General features: G+C 70.7%; 3 protein-coding genes. All 3 read right to left on the minus strand.

Annotated features, from left to right (window positions below):
* Nucleotides 1–223 precede the first annotated feature (223 nt).
* Complete coding sequence (locus OOT08_RS06910; RefSeq protein WP_325091860.1) at nt 224–1498, minus strand: D-alanyl-D-alanine carboxypeptidase/D-alanyl-D-alanine-endopeptidase; 1275 nt, start codon at nt 1496–1498, stop codon at nt 224–226.
* The gene (locus OOT08_RS06915) at nt 1495–3192 is read right to left on the minus strand and encodes an ABC transporter ATP-binding protein (protein ID WP_325091861.1); all 1698 of its coding nucleotides are present in this window, start codon (nt 3190–3192) and stop codon (nt 1495–1497) included. Before OOT08_RS06915 ends, OOT08_RS06910 begins: the two co-directional genes overlap by 4 nt.
* The coding region (locus OOT08_RS06920) for an ABC transporter permease (RefSeq protein ID WP_325091862.1) at nt 3189–4036 on the minus strand (848 nt) is incomplete at its 5' end. The genes OOT08_RS06915 and OOT08_RS06920, both read right to left, overlap by 4 nt.

Consider the following 4036-nt stretch of genomic DNA (forward strand, 5'->3'; position numbering starts at 1 on the left):
TTCTGGGCGGCCATGACAGTTCTCCTGAGGGTGTGCGTCGTTGCAGGTGGCCCGGTGAGCCCGGCCCATGCTCAGCGTAGGCCAGGTCGGCGGGCCGGGTTTCGGGAAAAAACCCGAGATTCCGCTTGCTTTCGGTGAGCATTAGCGCACCTGGGGCACCGGGCATACGGCCCGGTCCGGTCCGGGGGAAGCCGCCCCGCTGGGCGGCTTGAGCCGGGGCGGGTCAGGCGCTGGGCGACGCGGACGCGTCGCCCAGACCGTGCTGCCAGAGCGCGGCGACCGCGGCGTCGACCGCGAGCCGGTTGGGCGGGCCCATCAGCTCTCCGGTGGCGAAGACGGCGAAGGCGAGGTCTGTCCCCTGCCGGGTCGTGACGATCCCCGCCAGCGAGTGCACCGCGTTGATGTACCCGGTCTTGGCGCGAACGGCGCCGCCGACCACGGCGGACTCGCCGCTGAAGCGTCCCTGGGCCAGGGTGCCGCCGGGTCCGGAGCGGGTCATCCGATCGTCCAGCTCTCCGAGGCCGTGCTCGCGACGGAAGGCGACGCCGAGCAGCTGAGTGATAACCGCGGCTGGGGCGCGATTATCGTCGCTCAGCCCGGAGCCGTCGGTGAGCAGGCAGCCGCTCGGGTCGACGCCGAGCCGGGCCAGCACCGCGGGTGCGGTGCGGGAGATCCCCCCGAAATCGGGTTCGTCTCCCTCGGCGAGCGCCACGAGGCGCGCGAGGGACTCGGTCAGGGCGTTGTCCGAGGTCCAGAGTGAGAAGGTCACGAGCTCCGCGAGCGGCGGGGAGAGGACGCTCGCGAGTGGCGCGGCGTCCGCCGGGGCGGCGCCCCGGCGCAGCTCAATCGTCGAGGGGTCCCGGTCCGGTCCGGCCAGGAGTGCGGCGAGTTCGGTGCCGAAGCGCCCGACGGGGTCCTCGGTGCGCGGGGAGTCGTCTTCCGTCGGATGGATCCGGTCCCCGTCCAGTTGCAGGGCGGTGATGAACGGGATGTAGTTTTCCGGGGAGCGCCCCGCGGGGTCCCAGGTGTGGTGCCACTCCCCGCGCTCGAACAGCGTGGCGTCGAGCACGATCCGGGTGACGGGGTGATTCGCCGTCCGCGGGTCGGCGGCGCGGGCGGCCAGAATCGCGTCCGCCAGTTCGTCCAGGTGGGTGACCCCGGGGTAGAGCGTCGCGCCGCCGGAGGGGACGACGCTGAGCGTCGTGTCGCCGCCCCCGACCACGACGATCTCACCGGCCTCCGAGCCGAACAGGGCCCGGGTCTCGATCCGGTGCTCGGGGCCGAGCACGCTGAGCGCGTTTGCGCAGGTGATGAGCTTCATCACGCTCGCGGTCGGGCTCGGCACCTCACCGTCGCGAGTGAACAGCGTCTCGCCGCTTCGGGGGTCACGGATGTGTACCCGGGCCGCGCCCAGGCGGGGGTCGGCGACGGCGTCCGCGACGCTTGGCGGGACCGCGGTCGAGTCCGGAGCGGGGTCGAATCCGGGAGAGGTGGTCATGCGGGGCTCGTCTCGCTCGGGCCTGCGGCGAGCGCATCACCGCGGGGCAACATGGTGGGCACCGCGCTGAGCAGCGCCCGGGTGTATTCGTGTTCGGGGCGCAACAGCACCTGCTCCGCCGGGCCCGCCTCCACGATCCTGCCACGGTTCATGACGAGCACGCGATCGGCGATGTTCCAGGCGACGCCGAGGTCGTGCGTGATGACGAGGCAGCCCAGGCCGAGCTCGCGGCGAAGCCGGAGCAGCAGGGCCAGGATTTCGCCGCGCACCGAGGCGTCGAGGGAGGCCACGGGTTCATCGGCGACCAGGAACTCTGGTTGGAGGGCGAGCGCCCCGGCGATCACGACGCGCTGGCGCTGCCCGCCCGACAGTTCCTGGGGGAGCGCCGCGAAGAAGCGCTCCGGCGGGTCAAGCTCCGCCTGGCGCATGGCGCGAGCCACCAGCTCCCGTTCGTCCCCGGGGATGGCGTGGATGCGGATGCCCTCGGCGACAGCCTCGTAGACCGTGTGCTTCGGGTTGAGCGCCCCCATCGGGTCCTGGAGCACAAACTGAACGGTTCGTCGGTACTCGCCGAGGACCGCGTTCGTGTGCACGAGGGGTTCGCCGCGGAAGGAGATCGTGCCCTCGAACTCTTCATGGAGCCCGAGCACGGTGCGCACGAGGGTGGTTTTGCCCGAGCCGGACTGGCCGACCAGCACGGTGATCTCTCCCGCGCGGCACTCGAGCGAGACATCGTTCACGGCGCGGACCGTGCCGACGCGGGTCTTGAACGCGACCGTGAGGCGTTCCGCGGACAGCAGCACCTCCCCGGCGTGGTCCCCAGCTCGGTCCGCCTCGATGACCCGAATCGCCGCGGTCTCCCGCTGGCTGATCGGGTTCATCCTGCTGGCGAAATCGCCGATGGTGGGCACCGCCTGGGTGAGCGCACGGGTGTGCGGGTGCTGCGGATTCGCCAGGATCTCTGCGGAGGGGCCCTGTTCCACGATCTCCCCGCGGTACATGACCGCGATCTGATCGCAGGTCTTCGCGAGCACGGAGAGGTCGTGGGTGATCATGAGCAGGGACAGCCCTCTGGCTCGGACCAGGTCTCGGAGGACCTCGAGCACCCGCTCCTGCACGATCACGTCGAGGGCGGTGGTGGGCTCGTCGGCGATGATCACGTCGGGGTCGCAGGCGAGCGCCATCGCGATCATCACGCGCTGTTTCTGCCCGCCGGACAGCTCGTGCGGGTAGGCGTCCGCGGAGTGCGGGGGCAGGTCTACCTGGTCGAGCAGGTCCAGCACCCGGTGCACATAGGCCTTGGGCTTCTGGGGCCCCCGCGGGTCGTGTACGCGGATCGCCTCGGCGATCTGGGCCCCGATGCGCTGCACGGGGTTGAGGGAGTGCATCGCTCCCTGGAAGATCACGGCGGCCTCGTTCCAGCGCACCGCCCGTACCTCGCCCCAGTTCAGGGCATACATGTCCCGCTCCCCCACGAGGACGCGACCCGTGATCGTGGCGTTCTCCGGGAGGAGCCGGAGCGCGGACATAATCAGGGTGGATTTCCCCGAGCCGGATTCCCCGGCGATGCCGAGGGTGCCGCGTTTGGGCAGGGTCAGGGAGACGTTCTTGACCGCCTCGAAATCCTGCGTTCCGGTTTCCGTGCGGACGCGGTAGCTCACGCTCACCCCGTCAAAGACCAGTGCCGACATCATCGTCCTCTCAGCGTCGGGTTGATGACGGCCTCGAGGGCCCGGCTCACCAGGGTGAAGGCCAGCACGACGATGAGGATCGCCGCACCGGGGGCCACGATGAACCACCAGTAGCCCGCGACCGCCGCACCGCTGCCCATCGCGAGTTGCAGCATGGTGCCCCAGGAGTGGGTGCCGTCGTTGATGCCGAGAAACGCCAGGGTGGCCTCGGCGATGATCGCGCCGCCCACGGACAGCGAGGTGCTCGTCATCACGAGGGGGAGCACGCCCGGCAGGATGTGTTTGACCACGAGGTGCCCGTGTTTCGCGCCGAGCGCCCGGGAACGTTCCACGTAGCCGCGTGACTCGAGCGTCAGCGTCTGGGCCCGGATCAGGCGAGCGGTGCCGGCCCAGGAGGTCAGCCCGATCGCGAGGATAATCGTGAGGGTGCTGCCGCCCATGATGCTGGCCAGCACGATCGCGAGGACGAGGCCGGGGATGACCAGGAAGAAGTCGATCACCCGCATGAGCACGGCGGACTTCCAGCCGCGGAAGTGACCCGCGAGCACGCCGATCGTCGTACCGATGACCATCGACATGACGGTGGCGGCGAGGCCGACCAGCAGCGAGGTCCGGGCGCCCCAGATCAGCAGCGCCGCGATCGGGCGGCCGAGCGAGTCGGTGCCGAGCGGGTGACTGAGCGAGGGCGGCAGATTCGGCGCGGCCTCCGCCCGGGTCGGGTCGAGCACCGAGACGTCGGCGATGAGCGGGGCGCAGACGGCCAGCACGCTGACCACGATCAGGATGATGAGGCCGAGCATGCCGCTCGGGCTGCGCCGGAAGGTGCGCCAGTTCGCGCGGACGGCGT

Origin of the sequence: Leucobacter sp. M11 (genome assembly GCF_035726885.1) — a bacterium.
Taxonomy (GTDB): Bacteria; Actinomycetota; Actinomycetes; order Actinomycetales; family Microbacteriaceae; genus JAPFRB01.